13 protein-coding genes are annotated in these 16,750 nt (G+C 70.0%); 6 read left to right on the top strand and 7 right to left on the bottom strand.

The genetic code is table 11. The annotated features are described in order from the left end of the window. Positions 1-41: 41 nt before the first annotated feature. The 7 genes from E1292_RS55155 to E1292_RS34770 form a co-directional block, all read right to left on the bottom strand. Entirely contained in the window at positions 42-2,111 is a 2,070-nt protein-coding gene (locus E1292_RS55155) for an outer membrane protein assembly factor BamB family protein (RefSeq protein ID WP_220447210.1), read from the bottom strand. A 174-nt stretch (positions 2,112-2,285) separates the two neighbouring features. Further along, positions 2,286-2,987, bottom strand: a complete 702-nt coding sequence (locus tag E1292_RS34795; protein ID WP_132601172.1) for an ABC transporter ATP-binding protein — start codon at positions 2,985-2,987, stop codon at positions 2,286-2,288. Continuing rightward, positions 2,984-4,789, bottom strand: coding sequence for a branched-chain amino acid ABC transporter ATP-binding protein/permease (locus E1292_RS34790; protein WP_132601169.1), 1,806 nt, complete (start codon positions 4,787-4,789; stop codon positions 2,984-2,986). Before E1292_RS34790 ends, E1292_RS34795 begins: the two co-directional genes overlap by 4 nt. Further along, complete coding sequence (locus tag E1292_RS34785; RefSeq protein ID WP_165974893.1) at positions 4,786-5,655, bottom strand: branched-chain amino acid ABC transporter permease; 870 nt, start codon at positions 5,653-5,655, stop codon at positions 4,786-4,788. Before E1292_RS34785 ends, E1292_RS34790 begins: the two co-directional genes overlap by 4 nt. Before the next feature lies 1 nt (position 5,656). Beyond that, a complete protein-coding gene (locus E1292_RS34780) occupies positions 5,657-6,799 on the bottom strand; it encodes an ABC transporter substrate-binding protein (RefSeq protein WP_132601163.1) in 1,143 nt (380 codons plus the stop codon). Positions 6,800-6,907: 108 nt separating this feature from the next. Next, positions 6,908-8,680 carry a thiamine pyrophosphate-binding protein gene (locus tag E1292_RS34775; protein WP_132601160.1) on the bottom strand — a complete coding sequence of 591 codons (1,773 nt, stop codon included), beginning with the start codon at positions 8,678-8,680 and terminating at the stop codon, positions 6,908-6,910. Next, positions 8,677-10,125 carry an aldehyde dehydrogenase family protein gene (locus E1292_RS34770; protein WP_165974892.1) on the bottom strand — a complete coding sequence of 483 codons (1,449 nt, stop codon included), beginning with the start codon at positions 10,123-10,125 and terminating at the stop codon, positions 8,677-8,679. Before E1292_RS34770 ends, E1292_RS34775 begins: the two co-directional genes overlap by 4 nt. A 245-nt stretch (positions 10,126-10,370) precedes the next feature. Here E1292_RS34770 and E1292_RS34765 point away from each other — a divergent pair, with 245 nt between their 5' ends. The 6 genes from E1292_RS34765 (at position 10,371) to E1292_RS34740 (ending at position 16,155) form a co-directional block, all read left to right on the top strand. After that, entirely contained in the window at positions 10,371-11,102 is a 732-nt protein-coding gene (locus tag E1292_RS34765) for an IclR family transcriptional regulator (protein WP_132601154.1), read from the top strand. A 15-nt stretch (positions 11,103-11,117) separates the two neighbouring features. Further along, positions 11,118-12,275 (top strand): CaiB/BaiF CoA transferase family protein, encoded by a 1,158-nt coding sequence (locus E1292_RS34760; protein WP_132601151.1) that lies wholly within the window; start codon positions 11,118-11,120, stop codon positions 12,273-12,275. Continuing rightward, positions 12,272-13,057, top strand: a complete 786-nt coding sequence (locus E1292_RS34755) for a citryl-CoA lyase (protein ID WP_132601148.1) — start codon at positions 12,272-12,274, stop codon at positions 13,055-13,057. Before E1292_RS34760 ends, E1292_RS34755 begins: the two co-directional genes overlap by 4 nt. Positions 13,058-13,231: 174 nt before the next feature. Further along, on the top strand, positions 13,232-14,227 hold the full coding sequence (locus tag E1292_RS34750) for a ThuA domain-containing protein (RefSeq protein ID WP_132601144.1): 996 nt from the start codon (positions 13,232-13,234) through the stop codon (positions 14,225-14,227). 324 nt (positions 14,228-14,551) lie between these two features. Next, positions 14,552-15,790: an MFS transporter gene (locus E1292_RS34745; protein ID WP_132601141.1), complete on the top strand. Its 1,239-nt coding sequence runs from the start codon at positions 14,552-14,554 to the stop codon at positions 15,788-15,790. Then, positions 15,790-16,155 carry a MerR family DNA-binding transcriptional regulator gene (locus E1292_RS34740; protein WP_132601138.1) on the top strand — a complete coding sequence of 122 codons (366 nt, stop codon included), beginning with the start codon at positions 15,790-15,792 and terminating at the stop codon, positions 16,153-16,155. Before E1292_RS34745 ends, E1292_RS34740 begins: the two co-directional genes overlap by 1 nt. Positions 16,156-16,750: the final 595 nt, after the last annotated feature.

The raw sequence follows: 16,750 nt of genomic DNA, 5'->3' as shown, positions 1-16,750 counted from the left end.
CGGCCCTCCGACTAACCGCCTTGCCGCGGGCCGGGAGGCGGTCAGGCGGGCAGGACCTCGATCTTGCCGGTGGGACGCGGGCTGAAGGTGTCGTTGAAGAAGTACTCGCCCGGCTTGGTGAAGGTGTATTGACCGGACTCGCCCGGCTTGAGCTTGATATCGAACAGGCCCTCGAAGAACTGGGTGGCGCCGTGGACATGAACGTTGCCGGCCGGGTTGACGAAGGTGACCGTGGTTCCGGCCAGGACCCGCAGGTGGGTGGGGGCCATGGCGTTGACGGCGGTGGACTCGACGGTGCCCACCTGGCCGTTGTCGTAGACGCGGGCGAGCACGACCGTGTTGTTCACGGCGCTGCCGTCCACCGGCTGGCCGGAGACCGGCCGGCGGACCACGGGCGGGGGTGGCGCGGTGGCGGGCGGCACGGTGCCGTCGAGCTTGAAGGCCCACAAGTGGTCGCCGCGCGGGGCGGAGTTGCCGTACGGGATGCCGGTGCCGCCCGCGTAGACGGCGACGTACTGCTCGCCGTCGATCTCGTACGCGATGGGGCTGCTGCTGATGGCGGCCCCGGTCTGCCAGCGCCACAGCTCCCGCCCGCTCCGCGCGTCCAGGCAGAGCAGGTTACCGTCCGGCTGGCCGATGAACAGCAGGTCGGAGGCCGTGGTGAGGATGCCGTTGCCGTGCGCCAGCGAGTACGGCATGTTCTTCTTCCAGCGCACCCGGTTCGTCGAGGGGTCCACGGCCACGACGCCGCCGGTCATGTACTCGCCGGGCGGGCGAAGCCCGTTGGACGACTCGGTGAGGGAGTGGGCGGCGGCGACGTAGCCGAAACCGGTGTACACCAGCCGGGTGCTGTGGCTGTAGGACTGGTGGTTCCAGTCGGCGCCGCCGCCGTGGCCGGGGATGGTGAGGATGGGCTCGTCCCAGTGCGGGGTGTACAGCGGCCCGATCCTGTAGTTGGGCACCGCCCGGTGCGGCGCGCCGGGGATCACGGTGCCCAGCGGCTGGCGTACGGGCGTCTGCTCGGTCCAGCCGCCCTGGCGCGGGAACGGCTGCGTCGGCCAGGTCTTCTGCCGGGGCTCCTGCGGGACGGGCACCTCGTCGATGCCCAGCGGGGCCGAGCCGTCGGAGCGGTCGAGGATGTAGTACATGCCGGTCTTGCTGCCGTACACGACCAGCTTGCGCACGCGCCCCTGGACGCGGGCGTCCAGCAGGACGGGCGCCATGACGTTGTCCATGTCCCAGATGTCGTGGTGGATGGACTGGAAGTGCCAGCGGTACGCCCCGGTCTTCAGGTCCATGGCCACGATCGAGTTGGCGAACAGGTTCTGGCCGCCGCGCTCGGAGCCGTCCTGTGAGGAACGCGCGCCTCTGGCGTTGCCGAACGTCCAGTAGACCAGGCCCAGGTCCGCGTCGATGGCGCAGTGCATCCACGGCGTGGCTCCGCCGCTCTGCCAGGAGTCGCCCTCCCAGGTGCCGCCGCCGACCTGGCCGGGGGCGGCCGTGCCCCAGAAGTGCCAGGCCAGGTCACCGGTCTCGGCGTCGAAGGCGAGGGCCGCGCCGCGCGGGCCGTCGTTGGTGCCGCAGTAGAGCATGCCGTCGTGGTAGGTGACGGCGCCCTTCTCCAGGTTGCCGTACCCGTTGTGCTGCCGCTCCCAGATCACCTGGCCGGTGCGCTGGTCGAGGGCGATGAGCCAGTTGCCGTTGGCGCAGGTGTAGACCTTGCCTGCGCCGACCGCGACCCCGCGCCGGGTGACGGTGCCGCGGGTCTGGGCGTACTTCCAGATCGTCGCCCCGGTGCGGCCGTCCACGGCGACGACGTTGCCGAGGGCCGACTCGATGTAGAGCACCCCGTCCACGGCCACGGCGGTGCTCTGGCTGTTGCCCGCAGTCAGCCCGCCCTCGATGTTGTTCAGCCACGCGCCCCGCAGCCGCCTGACGTTGCCCCGGTGCACGTCACGGAGCCCGGTGTAGCTCTGGTTCCCCAGGTTGCCGCCGACTTTCGGGAAGTTCCGCTCGGCGCGCCCGGTGGTTGCGGAGGCCGGGCCCTGCCCGGCTCCCGCGAGCGCGACGGCGGCGACGGCGCCCGCGAGTAACTCTCTGCGACGGACCATGACCATCCCTTTCACGTTCCACTCTGCGGACTGTTTCATCCGACTAATAAACGCACCATAGATCGCCATGGAGGACCCGTCAACGGACCATTTAAACCATCTGGCGGACCATGGTCCACGCATGCCCACGACGGTCGCCGCCGCGGCAAGCTTGACGGGACCCGGGGGGAGCGATCACAGGCCGAGATAGATCCGCCGGACCTGGGGGTCGTCGCGCAGCTCTGCCGAGGTGCCGCTGGCGGCGATCTCACCGTTCTCCATGACCAGGCAGGTGCTGGTGACGTCGAAGGTGAGCTTGGCGTTCTGCTCGACGAGCAGGATGGCCAGGCCGTCGGCGTTGAGCTTCTTGAGCACGCCGGCGATGTCGCCCACGAGCTTCGGCGACAGCCCCATCGAGGGCTCGTCCAGCAGCATCACCTTGGGCCGGCACATCAGGGCCCGGCCGACGGCCAGCATCTGCTGCTGGCCGCCGGACAGCGCGCCGGCCAGCCTGCCTCCCATCTCGCCCAGCACCGGGAACAACTCGTACACCTCGTCGATCGGGGTGCGTTTCCAACTGCTGGTGTAGGCGCCGAGCAGCAGGTTCTTCTCCACGGTGAGCCCGGGAAAGACATGTCTGCCCTCGGGGACGTAGCCGATGCCGTGCCGCACCAAGGTGTGGGCGGGCGCGCGCAGCAGGTCGTGCTCGCCGAAGCGAATGGTCGTGGCCTGACGCGGTGCCAGGCCCATGACCGCCTTGAGGGTGGAGGTCTTGCCGGCCCCGTTGGCGCCGATGATGCCGAGCGACTGGCCGGGTTCGACGGTGAAGGAGACGTCGTGGGCGGCGCGGACGCCGCCGTAGTGCACGGACAGTCCTTCCACGGTGAGGGTGGTCATCGGGTTGCCTCCTCGGCTGCGGCCTCGGCGGTCGCCTCGGTCGGCGCGGACATCGAGTCGCCGAGGTAGGCGGCGACCACGTCGGGGTGCACGGCGACCTCGGCCGGTCGGCCGTCGGCGATCACCTTGCCGCTGGACAGCACGGTGACCTGGTCGCACAGGGACATGACGAGGCCCATGTTGTGCTCGATGACGATCACGGTGACGCCCGAGTCCCTGATGGAGCGGACGATCTCGGCGAGCTGGCGGACCTCTTCGCCGTTGAGTCCCGCGGCGGGCTCGTCGAGCAGCAGCAGGGTGGGGGACATGGCCATGGCGCGGGCCAGCTCGATGCGGCGCTGGACGCCGTACGGCAGGGAGCGCGGTCCGGCCCCGGCGACGTCGGTGAGCCCGAACCGCTCGATGAGCTCCTCGCCCCGCCGGTGCAGCGACCGCTCGTAGTCCAGCACCTTCCACGGCAGTCCGGGATAGCGCCAGATCCACGAGGTGCGGGTGCGGTCCAGGCCCAGGAGGATGTTCTCGCGCACGCTGAGGTCCTCGAACAGGCGCAGGTTCTGGAAGGTACGGGCCACGCCGCGCAGTGAGAGCCGGTAGGGCGCCATCCCGGTCACGTCGCGCCCGCCCAGGGCCACCGACCCCTGTGTGGGGTCGTAGAAGCCGCTGATCACGTTGAACAAGGTCGTCTTGCCAGAGCCGTTCGGCCCGACGATGCCGCGGATCTCCCCCGTGGGAACGGTGAGCGACACCCGGTCCAGCGCCACCAGGCCCTTGAACCGCTTCGTCACCTCCCGGACCTCCAGCGCGGCCTCCCTGGAAGAGGCAGGCGCGGCGCCGTAGGGCCGGAACGGGCCGAGCTGGGCACGCGAGCCGCCGGCCCGCCTGCGCAGCAGGGACCGGATCTGCCCGGGCAGGCCCGCCAGCCCTTGGGGCGCGAACACCACGACGAGCACCACCACGAGGCCGTAGCCGAGCTGGGCGTAGCCCGAGGCGTCCAGCAGAGCCTCTCTGACGAGGGACAGTGCGACCGCGCCGACCACGCAGCCGATGATGCTGCTGCGGCCGCCGATGATCACCATGGCGAGCAGCAGGAACATGTTCGCGATGTTGAACGACTCAGGGGCGACGAAGCGGATGAGCCCGGCGTACAGGATCCCGGCCAGGCCGCCGTACAGGCCGGACAACACGAACGCGGTCATCCGCAGCAGCGGGATCTCCGCTCCGAGCGAGCCCGCTGCCAGGTCGTCGTCGCGCATCGCACGCAGCCGCCGGCCCAGCGGCGAGCGCGTGACCAGCAGTGCGAAGGCCAGTGCGATGGCGAAGACGACGAGCTCGACGTAGTAGAAGAGATAGCCGCTGGACAGGTCGATCCCGAACATCGGCGGCACCGGGATGTCGCTGATGCCCTCGGCGCGGCCGGCGATGTGGGCGTTGGTGACCCAGTTGGTGAACGCCAGCGCCAGGCCGAGCGTGACGATGCCGAGATAGTGCGACTGCATGCGCAGCGCCGGGATGCCCACCAGCATGCCGAACACCACGGCGACCAGGAGCGCCAGCGCCGCCGCCGTCCAGAAACCGAACCCCGCCTTCGTGGTGAGGATGGCCACCGCGTAGGCGCCGACGCCGAAGAAGGCGACCTGGGCCAGGTTGATCTGACCGGCCACGCCCATGGTCAGGCCGAGACCGATGGCCAGGATGGCGAAGATGATCGCGACATCGGCCACGTGGATCGCGTATCCGCCCAGGCCGTAGGGGAGCAGCCAGGCCGCCACGGCCAAGGGCACGAGCCAGAGGAGACGTTTCATGCGCGGTTCACCGTGGTCTCTCCGAAGATGCCGGTGGGGCGGATCATGACGATGACGGCGAAAACCAGGAAGGTGACCAGCTCGGAGTACTCCTGGAAGTTGCCGGCGGCGAACGAGTCGAGCAGGCCGAAGGCCAGGCCGCCGACGATCGCTCCGGGCATGCTGCCGAAGCCGCCGAGCATGGCCGCGGCGAAGCCCTTGATACCGAGGGTGCCGCCCATGGTCGGGTTGACGTACAGCATGGGGCCGATCAGGCTGCCGGCCAGCGCGGCCAGGCCCGCACCGATGGCGAAGGCCATGGCGTTGCTGCGGCCGACGTGGATGCCGACGGCGGTGGCCGCCTGGTGGTCCATGGCGACCGCCTGCATGGCCGCGCCGCGCTTGGTGCGCTGGAGGAACAGCGCCAGCAGCCCGGTCGCGGCGGCGGCCACGGCGATCACCAGCAGGCTGTAGGTGGGGATGCGGACCCCGGCCAGATCGATCGGCCCGGTCGCGACGGGGGACGGCACGGCGTGCCCGGTCGCGCCCCACACGAGGACGGCCCCCGCTTCCAGCACGGCGCCGAAGCCGATCGTGCCGATCAGCATCAGGGTGAAGTCCTTGTTCTCCAGCGGCCGCAGGAAGCGCTCGATGACCAGGCCGATCAGAGCGGTCACCGTGATCGCCACGAGGACCGCCACGGCGAACGGCAGCTTGCTGGCCATGTAGAAGGTGGAGGCGGCGTACGCGCCGATCATCACCACGCTGCCGTGCGCGAAGTTCACCAGGCCCATGGTGCGGTAGACGATCGAGAAGCCCATCGCCACCAGCGCGTACACCGCCCCGAACGTGACCCCGCCGATCAGCGTCTGAAGGAAGACCTGCACGTCAGCTCGCGGCCTCGGGTACGACCTTGCCGTCCTTGAGCAGGCCGATCTTCGTCTCATGAATGCCGACGCCGTTGGCGTCGTAGGCGTAGTTCCCCAGCAGGCCCGCGCGCTTGACGCCGCGGATGGCGTCGGCCAGCTTCTGGCCGCCCTCACCGCAGGTCTGCTTGAGCGCCTCGATGAGGATGGAGGCCCCGTCGTACGCCTTGGCGACGTGCATCCGGGCCTCCTCGTTGTAGGCGGCCTTGTACTTGGCGGCGAACGCCTTGATCTCCTCGCTGGCCTCGTTGCTCAGGTAGGGAGAGCTGACCACCGTGCCTTCGGCGTTCTCCAGCCCGGCCGTGGTCGCGTACACGTCGGTGCCCACCGGGGCTCCGCCGGCGAAGACGGCCTTGACGCCGAGTTCGCGGGCCTGCTTGGCGATCAATCCGGACTGAACCTCCTCGGCGCCGATGAACAGCACCTCCGGGTCCTGCTCGCGGATCTTGGCGAGGTTGGCGTTGAAGTCCTTCTGGTCGGGGGTGACGACCTCGTCGGCGAGCGGGGTGACGTTCCTGGTCTTGAGCGCGGCCAGGAACGCGTCGTGCTCGCCGGCTCCGTAGGCGCCGTTGTTGCTGATCAGGGCGATGTCCTTGTAGCCCTTGTCGTCCACCAGGTACTCGGCGAGCGTCTCGTCGAAGGTGACGCTGGTCGGCGCGTTGAGGAACATGAACGGGCTCTTCAGCTCGGCGAGCTTGGGCGACTGGCCCGAGGTGATGCTCGGGATCTTCGCGTCCTTGAGGATGGGCGACATGGCCAGCGTGACCGCGCTCTCGGCGGTGCCGAGCATGGCGATGTAGCCCTCGCTGGCGATCTTCCTGGCCAGGTTGGTGCCCACCGTGGGGTCGCCCTGGTCGTCGAAGAGGTCGAGCTTGATCTGCCGCCCGTTGATCCCGCCTGCCTTGTTGGCCTCGTCGACGGCCAGCTTGACGCCTTTGTGCTCCCACTGGCCGAGCGAGCTGAGCTGGCCGCTCTGGGCGTTGACGTTGGCGATCTTGATGGGTCCTGTGGCGTTCGCCTCTGAGCTTGCGGACTGGCCTGGGGGAGCGCAGGCGGCGAGCGCTGTCAGTGCCGCGGCTGCGATGGAGAATCTCGTGAAATGCACGGTTCACCTCGTAGGGGGGTAGGTGAGGGTTAATTCACGGACTAGTACGTTAGTTATAACGTCCGGGCGTGGCTCAGGGAATCTCGAACGTACAACGTTTCGGCCGGGTCAGTCGGCGAAGACACCCTGGTAGATGTCCTTGATGTTCCAGTGGCCTGGCGTCGGCACCGGTTCGTTCACCATCGGTACATCGATCACGGCGGGGCGTCGGCGCGCGACCGCCTTGAGCAGTGCCGCGCCGAGGTCGGCGGGCGTGGCGACGGTGTAGCCGTCGGCGCCGCAGGCTGTCGCGAACGCGGCGAAGTCAGGGCTGTAGGGCTGTCCGGCGGGATCGGTGAAATCGCAGCCGTGGCTCCGGCCGTAGTGCGCCGACTGCAGGTCGGAGATCGTGCCGTGGGAGCGGTTGTTCATCACCACGAAGATCACCGCGGCGCCTTGCTCGACGGCGAGAGGGACGGCGGGCAGTTGCGCGCTCATCCCGCCGTCACCGACGAGCGCGATCACGGTCCTGGCGGGCTGGGCGAGCTGGACCCCCACGGCGGCGGCCGGCCCGAAACCCATGGTGGAGGCGCCTCCCGGGGTGATGAAGCGGCCCTCGGCGGGCAATTCGTAGCATCGGGCGACGCCGTTCTTGTTCCAGCCGACATCGGTGACCAGAACCGCGTCGGCCGGGATCGAAGCGCGCAGGTCGGCCAGGATGCGCTCGGGCCGCAGAGGGAAGTCCGCGCTCCGGCCGCGCTCACGGCCGGCCGTGAACAGCTCCGATCGAGCCGCCAGGATCTGCTTCCGCAACTCGGGTCTGGTGCGTGTGGCGTGCGACGTAACGGCGTCGGTGATCGCCTTGACCGCGAGCCGCACGTCGGCGACGGCGCCGATCTCCACCGGGTAGTTGCGGCCGATCTCGGCCGGATCGATGTCGATCTGGATCAAGGTAGTGTCGGAGAAGTCCCAGGTGAAGCGGGGATCCCAGGAGCTGGCGTCGGTCTCGGCGAATCGGGTGGCGAGCGCGAGCACCACGTCGGCCTCGCGGGCGTAGGCGTTGGTGAGGTCCAGCCCCCAGAAGCCGGGCATCCCGAGAACCAGCGGATGGGCGTCGGGGACTGCGCCCTTGGCCATGAGCGAGTGCGCGATGGGGATGTCGAGGTGCTCGGCCAGGCGGATCAGGGCTTCGGCGTCCTCGCGCAGCCCGCCGCCCACGTAGATCAGCGGCCTCTCGGCGGCGGCCAGCCGGGCTGCGATCAGCTTCGCGGTCGCCTCGGGCAGGCCGGGCGGGGCGGCGTGACTGATCGGTGGGAAGGGGGCGGCAGGCCGGGAGAAGACGTCCATCGGCACGTTGACCAGCACCGCCCCCGGCCGTCCTGAGGCCGCCGTCCAGAAGGCGCGCTCCACGGCCCGGCCCAGATCCTGCGGGCGGTGCACGTTCCAGGCCCGCTTGACGAAGGGCCTGAAGACGGCCGCCTGGTCGGCGTCGGCGTGCTGGTTGATCTCCTGGTGGGGGTGGCGGCCGCGGTAGTAGGACGGGATGTCGCCGGAGATCACCACCATCGGCACCGAGTCCAGTGCGGCGGTCATGACGCCGGTCGCGGCGTTGGTCAGGCCCGGCCCGACGTGCGTCAGCAGCACCCCGGGCTTGCCCGAGGCGCGGGCGTGGCCGTCGGCGGCGTGGGCGGCGGCCTGCTCGTGGCGGGCGATGACGAAGCGGATGCGGCTGTCGGCCAGCGCGTCGAGCACGGCGATGTTGGTGTGACCGCAGGTGCCGAAGACGTACTCGACGCCGAGGTCCTCGAGTTGCGCGACGAGCGCGTGCGCCGCTGTGGTGCCGTGGCCGCCTTCGCCGGCCTCGACACGGTGCCCATGGGTGCCCTCACTGCGTTCGGTCACTTGTCTCCCCAGATCGTCAGGCCCTTGAGCAGGAGGGTCTTGGTCACGGTGAAGTCCTCGATCATCCAGCGGGGCGACTCGCGGCCGATGCCTGAGTCCTTCACGCCGCCGAACGGGACGTGGTCGAGGCGGAAGTTGGAGGAGCCGTTGACCACCAGGCCGCCGACCTCCAGATCGCGCCACGCGGTCACGATGCGGCGCACGTCGTGCGTGAAGAGGCCGGCCTGCAGCCCGTACGTGCTGCGGTTGCACTCCTCGACGACTCCGTCGAAATCGTCGTAGGGGAGCACCGCCACCAGCGCGCCGAAGACCTCCTCGCGGACGACTCTGGCCTCGCGGGAGGGCGCGACGACCACGGTCGGCGCCATCACCGCGCCCTCGCGCGTGCCGCCGGCCGTCACCCGGGCGCCCTGGCCGGCCGCCTCGGCGGTCCAGCGGACCACCCGTTCGGCCGCGTCGTCGTCCACCATGGAGCCCACGTCGGTCGCCTTGTCCAGCGGATCGCCCACGACCAGCGTCTTCACCTCCGCGGTCAACGCGTCGGCGAACTCCTCGAAACGGCTCCGCTGAACATAGACGCGCTGAACCGAGATGCAGCTCTGGCCCGAGTTGCTGAAACCAGTGCGGGCACACACGCGCGCTGCCGCGGCGACGTCGGCGTCCTCGCAGACGATGGTGGCGGCGTTGCCGCCGAGTTCGAGCATCACCCGTTTCGGACCGGCGGCGTGGGCGACGGCGTGTCCGGCCGTGACGCCGCCGGTGAAGCTGACGACGGCGATCTGCGGCGCGGCGCACAACCGCGCGCCCACGTCGCCGCCCCCGTGCAGGATCTGCACCGCCTCCACAGGCATCCCGGCATCGAGGAGGAGGTCGACCAGCGCGGTGGAGACGGCCGGGGCCTGCGGCGGCGGCTTGACGATCGTGGTGTTGCCGGCCGCGAACGAGGCGGCGAGCTTGTGCGCGAGCAGGTTGGCCGGGGCGTTGAAGGGCGTGATCGCCAGCACCGGGCCGGCCGGAGCATGCTGGGTGATCGCGGTGTTGCCGACCCCGCGGGCCCAGCCCGCCACCGGCAGGACCTCGCCGCCGATCGTCCTCGCCTCGGCGGCGGCAACGGACAGGGTGTCCGCGACACGCAAGATCTCGCCCCGCCCGTCCTTGAGCGGTTTGCCCAGCTCCAGCGCCAGCAGGCCGGCCAGCCGGTCGCTCTGTGCGGTGGCCGCGGCGGCGGCACGTTCCAGGATGTCAGCCCGGGTGGCGGGCGCCAGTCGTGCGACGCCCTTGGCCGCCTGCTGGGCGTAGGCCAGGGCCGCGGTGATGTCGCCGGGCTGGGCGGTCCGTGCGCGGCTGACGACCTTTCGCACGTAAGGACCCATGCGGTCGGCATGCTCGCCGCTGGTCAGCCACTCGCCGGCGACTAAGCACCCTGCGTCGTGGATGGTGTTCATGCTGGCTCCCATCGATCCGAGCAGCGGTTCTGATAATCCGCACTGTGGATTGCCTCACGGTATGAGCAGGGTGAAGGATCTGGCAAGGGGGCCAGGGATCCGCTGGATGGTGCATATGGACCGCTCAGCGGACTCGGTGTTAGCGTACGGACCATATGAGAAGGTGAGCAGCCGGTTCGCCTTCGACTCACTAGTGAGGATCCGTGCCTTCGAACATTTCCGCAGCGCCGGGGGAGAGCGGGGGCGTGCGCAGTGTCCAGCGCGCGTTCGACATCCTCTCCCTGCTCACCGAGGATCGCCGGACGCTGACGATCCGCGAGGTCGTCGACGAGACGGGCCTGGCCAAGACGACGGCGCTGCGCCTGCTGCAGACCCTGGAGCACATGGGGCTGCTGTGGGCCACGCCCAAGGGTTACACGGCCGGTCCCGCGCTGTGGCGCTGGGCGCATCTGGCCCGCTCGGCGTGGGAGCTGCCGCCGGAGACCGTTCAGCTCATGCGAGAGCTCGGGGGGCGGCATCGCGAGACTGTCAATCTCTACGTGCTGCGCGACGTGCAGCGCATCTGCATCGCCCAGCAGGAGAGCCCGCAGCCGCTGCGCCACGTGGTGCACGTCGGCGACGAGCTTCCCCTATGGGCGGGCGCCTCCTCGAAGATCCTTCTCAAGGACGCGCCGGAGCGGCTGCTCCTGCGGGTGGCCCGTTCCTCTCCTCACGGAGAGGCGCACGTGGCGACGTTGCGGGAATGGATCGACCAGGCGGCGCATGACGGCTACGCGGCCAGTCACGGCGAACGTGAGCCCGGTCTGTCAGCGGTGGCCGTCCCCATCACGGGCGGCTCGCGCGCGACGGTGGCGGCGCTGACGCTGAGCGGCCCCACGGTCCGCTTCACCGAAGACCGCGTACAGGAGTTCGCGGCGGATCTGCGCGAGTCGGCCAAACGTATCTCGGAGCGCGGGTTCGACCATCCCCTGACCTGACTCTATGGAGCATGAATGCAGCAGTTGCCACTGGACGGCGTCAAGGTCGTCGACCTGACCAACGTCCTGGCCGGGCCGTACTGCAGTTATCAACTGATGTTGTTCGGCGCGGAGGTGGTCAAGGTGGAACTGCCCGGCACCGGCGATCTCGCCCGGCGGCTCGGGCCCGACCCCGAGCTCAATCAGGGACAGATGGGCGCCTCCTTCCTGGCCCAGAACGCCGGCAAGAAGTCGGTCGCGCTCGACCTGAAGAGCCCGGAGGGACGGGCCGCCTTCGAGTCGATGGTCGCCGGTGCCGACGTCCTGCTGGAGAACTTCAGGGCCGGGGTGATGGGCAGGCTAGGCTACGGCTGGGAGCGCCTGCGCGAGCTCAACCCCTGCCTGGTCTACTGCGCCATTTCCGGTTTCGGGCAGAGCGGGCCGATGAGCGGGGCACCGGCCTACGACCAGATCATTCAAGGGTTGTCCGGCATGATGAGCGTCACCGGCACCCCTGACACCGCCCCGCTGCGGGTCGGGTTTCCCATCTGCGACACCATCGGCGGGCTGATGGCCGCTCTGGCGATCTCCGCCGCGCTGGCCGGACGACACCGCAGCGGGCGCGGCTGCTTCCTGGACCTGTCCATGCTGGAGGCGTCGATCTCCGCGATGGGCTGGACCGTGTCCAACTACCTGATCAGCGGTGCAGAACCGGAGCCGATGGGCGATCAGAACGCCACCGCCGCCCCCTCCGGCACGTTCGAGACCGCCGACGGGCCGCTCAACATCGCCGCCAACCAGCAGACCCAGTTCGAGACGCTGTGCCGGCTCATCGGGCGGCCCGACCTGCCCGCCGACCCCCGTTTCGCCGAGCGTGAAGCGCGCAAGACCCACAGACAGGCCCTCAACCGGGAAGTCAATCAGGCGCTGCGGGCCAAGACCGCGCTGGAGTGGGAGGAGATACTCTCCCGCGAGGGCGTCCCCGCCGCCCGCATTCTCACCGTCCCGCAGGCGCTCGCCCTCGATCAGGTACGCCAACGCGGCTTCCTGACGGAGGTGCCGTTCGCGGGGGCGGGCGGGCGGCAGGTCACCGTTGCGGGAAACGGCGTGGTCGTCGACGGGGTCGCCCTGCGCCCACGCGGGTCCGCCCCGCGGCTCGGCGAGCACGACGACGAGTTCGTGGTGGCGTCATGAGCGAGCGAGCCAAGGCCGCCCCCCAGTCCTCTGGAGGCGGCGCCGAAGCCGAGGTGGCCGCCTGGTGGGCGACCGCGGTGTCGAGGATCGAGCCCGACGTCATCGAGTTGCGGGGGCGGCCGATCCAGGACCTCATCGGAAGCATCGGCTTCGCCGAGATGATCTGGCTCATGCTCCGCGGCGAGCGCCCTGATCCCTCCCGGGCGGCGCTGCTGGAGGCGGCGCTGGTCTCTTCGGTCGATCACGGGCCGCACGCGCCCTCCATCGCCGTCGCCCGGATGGCCGCCACCTGCGGCGTGGGGCTCAACAACGCCGTCGCCACGGGCGTCAACCTGCTCGGCGACGTGCACGGCGGCGCCGGCGAGCAGTGCGTCGCGCTCCTGGAGGACGTGGCCGGTGACGGAGACACGGCCGCCGTGGTCGCCCGCTGGCGTGCGCGCGACAAGTACCTGCCCGGCTTCGGACACCGCTTCCACACGCGAGATCCGCGCCGCGACCCGCTGCTCGCCCTCGTGGCTCAGGCGGTCGCGGACGGGGTGGTGCCGGGAGCCCACCTGCGGGCCGCGATCGAGGTGGAGCGACTGATCGCGCCGACGCCCATGAACATCGACGGAGCGACCGCCGTGGTCTACGCCGAGCTCGGTTTTCCCGCTCCGCTGGCGCGAGGGCTGTTCGTGCTCAGCAGGAGTGTCGGGATTCTGGCCCACGCCTGGGAGGAGCGCGGCCAGGGGCGCAGGAACAAAGGGCCGATCCCGCCGTCCATCCTGCCGGCCTGGCTCTGAACACCAAGGAGGAGCTCCACCGACGGCGAGGCTCCCCTCCTTACTGGCCCTCGGCGGGCACATCTCGTACGTCCAGGGGTGCGGGCAAGGCTTGTCCCCGCACAAATCCATGGTTACGCTCAAGCCTCTGAGTGGATCGATCGATCCGTCTAGTGGACCGAACGAGAGGTGCCCATGCGCAGCGAACTCTCCATCGCCACCGCTGCCGGCGCGGCAGCCCTCCTGCTCACCGCCACCGCTCCCGGCTCCGCCACCGTTCCCGGCTCCGCCACCGTTCCCGGCTCCGCCACCGTTCCCGGCTCCGCCGCTTCCCCGGCGCCGGCGCGGAACCTCGGTGATCCCGACTACGGGGTCTGCCGCGGCACCGACCCCCGCTGTTACCACGACTGGGGCAACTTCGACCCGGCCAAGGGCCACAAGCTGCTGGTCTACAGCCGCACGGCCGGCCCGCGTCACGCGCACCTCGGCACCCCGCTGGCCCCCGGCCTGAACCCGCCGCTCAACGACGACAACGTGGCCGTCAAAGCCGTGATCGAACTGGGGGAGGAGAACGGGTTCGCCGTCGACTACACCGAAGACGTCAGCCAGTTGTCGTCGGCCGGCCGCCTGCTGTCGTACAACGCGGTGATGTTCCTCAGCACCACCCGCGACGCCCTCGACGACGCCGCGCAGACCGCGCTGCGGCAGTATGTCCGTGCCGGCGGTGGCTTCATCGGCGTGCACAACGCCTTCGGCACCGAGTACAACTGGCCCTGGTACGAAGGCCTGCTCGGCAACGCCAACTTCTACGACCACGGCGCCAACCAACCCGGCACCGTCGTCACCGTCGACCGCCGCGACGTCTCCACCCAAGGGCTGCCCAGGACCTGGGCCTTCTCCGACGAGTGGTACAACCTTGTCCCCGCCCCGACCCGCGTCCGCGTCCTGGCCGAGGTGGACGAGGACACCCTGGCCCGAGGGGTGCGCGGCAACCTCGGCCACCCCGGCCACGGCGACCACCACCCGGTCAGCTGGTGCCAGTACTACGACGGTGGCAAGGCATGGCTCACCACCCTCGGCCACGACGTCAAGGCCTGGACCGACGAGCCCATGGAGGGAGACCAACACTTCACCCGGCACCTGCTGGGCGGCGTGAGATCCGTGCTGGGCATGGCGCCGTTCTGTCGGTGACATCGCCCGGTCCGGTCCGCTGAGACGCCCCAGGCGCGACGGCCCCTTCGCCACCGCCGGCCCACGACTGCCTGCGTTCGCCCTGACCACGTCACGGCATTCGTGCCGGGATGGCGATCGCGGGAGCGACACCGGCAGGGAGGCGACGTGCGACGGGATCCGCGGCCTCCGCCTGTCGACAGCGCCTTTCCGGTCCTGGTCGTGATCCGGGGTGGAGGTGGCTCCTGAGGGGCGGCTGGGCTGTTCGGGCGGGTGGTCGATGTCCACCGCGTGACGCACACGGGCTTGACCTTGACGCTGACGTCAAGCTCCTACCGTCGCGGCATGACTACGCACGGGACCCGACCGGCTCCAACGGGCGCGGGAGCGAGGAACGGCTCGCCCCTGCCGCTGTGGCTGCCGGCGCTCTTTCTCTTGGCATTCTCCTTCGGCACCGACGACCTGATCATCGCCGGCATCCTTCAGGACATCTCCCAGGACCTGGATGTCTCGGTCGCGGTGGGCGGGCAACTCGTGACCGTGTTCGCGCTGACGTTCGCGCTGGGGGCGCCGGTCGCCGCCTTCCTGACCGCACGCCTGCCCCGGCGGCAGGTGCTCGTCGGAGCGGCTGCCGTGTTCGTCCTCGCCAACGTCGGGGCCGCCCTGGCCCCGACGTACGGCCTGCTGCTGGCGGCCCGGATCCTCTCGGGGCTGGCGGCCGCGACCGCCTCCCCCGCCGCCTTCGCTCTCGCGGCCACGGCCGCCCCCGAGGGCCGTCAAGGACGGTTCCTCGCGATCGTGGGGGCTGGGCTGACCTCCTCGCTGGTGGCAGGGGTGCCGGCCGGCACGTGGATCGGCGGCGAACTGGGCTGGCGGGCCACGATGCTCTATGTCGCCGCCATCGCCCTCGTGGCAGGCGTCGGCCTGCTGCTGACCCTGCCGCCGCTGCCGGGCGGGGAACGGGCCGGGCTCAAGGACCGCCTGGCGCCGCTACGCCGTCCGGCCACGGCCGCGGCCCTCCTGGCGATGATCCCCAGCGGCGCGGGCGGGATGATGTCCTACGTCTACATCACGGAAATCGTCGGGCGGATCGGCGGCGTCCAGGGCTCCGCCGTCGCCCCGCTCATCACCGCCGTGGGTCTGGCCGGGATCGTCGGCGCGCTCGTCGGCGGTCGCCTGGTGGACGCGCTGGGCGCCCTCCGCGCGCTGCTGGTCCTCCTCTGCGGTGTGCTCGCCGCGCCCGTGCTCATGGTCGTCCTAGGCGTCTCCGGAGGTCCGTATCCCCTCCCCGTCGTCGCGATGGTCCTGGTGCTGTATGGCCTGGCGACCTGGGGAATCGCACCGGCGACACAGGCATGGCTGCTCGAACGAACGGACGGCCCCGGTGCCGCGAATGAGCTGATCGCGCTGAACAACAGCGCCATGTTCCTCGGATTCTCGCTCGCCGGCGGGATCGGCGGTCTGGCGTTGGAGACGTACGGCGTGCTGGCCGTTCCCGCGGCCGCGGCGGGATGCGTGCTGGTCTCACTGGCGTTGTTCGGGGCGGGCTTCACTGCCGAGCGGCGAAGGAGAGCGAACAGGTGATGCGGATCGGTGAGGTCGCCCGCTGCGCCGGGGTGTCTACGCGTGCTCTGCGCTACTACGAGGAGCAGGGCCTGATCAATGCGGAGCGCGACCACAACGGCTACCGGATCTACGACAGCGACACCGTCCTCCTCGTGCGCGACATCGCCCGCCTCCTGCACATCGGACTAAGTTCGGAGGACGTGCTGCAGTTCGTCCACTGCCTGGGCAAGGGAAACCCGGAACCTCCGAAGGACTGCGTGGCCCTGCTCCGGACGTTCTCCGAACGCCTCGGTGCGCTCGACGAACGCATCGCCGCCCTGACCGACGTGCGCAAGCGCCTCGCGGCCGAGACCGACCGTCTGGCCAAGGTGCTGGAGGGCTGATAGCCGCCCCCTCTCGCGCCCCCGAGTCACGGCACCCGCTTGGGGAGCGCTCGAGGCGTATGAAGTCCAGTATGTCTAGCTAATGGGCAACATGTTGCTCCCGCTCGACGTGCGTCGGTGCCTCAATGAAGACCATCCGTCATCCATCACTGGACGGCTGTCTGGCCTCGTCAGAACGCGATCTGTGGGGATAGCCTCGCGAGGCGTTCCCGCTCTTCAGGTGCGGGTGCTGATGCTGCGCGACTTCCAAGAAGTTCAGCGTAACGGATGGTGAGATCGCCGAGGCGGATGGGGATCGACATGGGCCTCGCCGGGGTTGGATCGAGGTTGCTCACACCGTCTCTCCCGCCCCGGCGAGGTCATGTATCAAAGGCGAGGGCGGGATACGCTGCCTGCGGTGCCTCGAACCACGTGACCGGAGGAGTCGATGCTGGGATGACGGCGGAGCGATCGATGCCCACCCAGGACGACGTGCTCGGGTACTTCGACACGCTGTCGAACTGGGGACGGTGGGGTGACGACGACGAGCTCGGCACTCTGAACCACATCACCGACGACGTCCGGCTGGCGGCGGCGCGGGCCGTGCGCCACGGCA

Origin of the sequence: Nonomuraea deserti (genome assembly GCF_004348685.1) — a bacterium.
Classification (GTDB): domain Bacteria; phylum Actinomycetota; class Actinomycetes; order Streptosporangiales; family Streptosporangiaceae; genus Nonomuraea; species Nonomuraea deserti.
The sequence above is the reverse complement of the archived record's forward strand: the minus strand, read 5'-3'. Positions and strand labels throughout refer to the sequence as shown.